Source organism: Kitasatospora cheerisanensis KCTC 2395, from assembly GCF_000696185.1.
GTDB classification, from domain to species: domain Bacteria; phylum Actinomycetota; class Actinomycetes; order Streptomycetales; family Streptomycetaceae; genus Kitasatospora; species Kitasatospora cheerisanensis.
Genome location: NZ_KK853997.1, coordinates 6,441,112 through 6,441,823, shown reverse-complemented (window position 1 = coordinate 6,441,823; position 712 = coordinate 6,441,112). Strand labels below are relative to the sequence as shown.

Here is a 712-nt window from a genome sequence, read left to right as displayed (position 1 = left end):
GGGTCGGCGGCCGGGTCCGCGGGATCGAGGTCGCGCCGGGACGGTGGATCGACGCGGGCGCCGCCTACCTGGGCGACCGGCACACCGAACTCCACGCCCTGCTCGCCGCCTGCGACTTGAAGACCGCGCCGACCACCATGCTCGGCGCCAGCCGCTTCGCCCTCGCTCCGAGCACCGACACCGGCACCGGCGACGACAAGGACGGCGGGTACGCCGAGCACGGCGGGGCGGCGACCAGGGACGGGCGGTTCCCGCCGCTGAGCGCGGTCGCCCTGGGCGACCTGTTCGAGCAGTTGGAGGAGTTGACGGCCGCCGTCCGCCCGGACGCGCCGTGGCTGTCCCCGGACGCGGCGCGGCTGGACGCGCTGACGGCCGCCGACTGGGCGGAGCGACACCTCTCGCACCCGGACGCCCGGTTGTTCTTCCCGCTGTTCCTGGGCGAGATGATGGCCGCCGATCCGGCCCGGATCTCGGTGCTCCACCTGGCGTTCTACCTGCGCTCGGGCGGCGGGCTGCGCTATCTGAACGCCTTCGCGGGCGGCGCCCAGCAGGACCGGGTGGCGGGCGGCGCGCACCGGCTGTGCGAACGGTTGACCCGGCGCCTGCTGGACCGGGGCGGGATGGCTGGCACACGGGGTGAGCCCGGGTGCTGGTCCGGGTCGGACCCCCAGGGTCCCCGGCCGCCCGGGGGGGAGGGGGGCCCCCCACCCCC

At 76.8% G+C, this 712-nt stretch carries 1 protein-coding gene; it reads left to right on the top strand.

The features are described 5' to 3' along the window. On the top strand, positions 1 to 712 hold a 712-nt coding region (locus KCH_RS42790; RefSeq protein WP_208865998.1), incomplete at both ends, for an FAD-dependent oxidoreductase.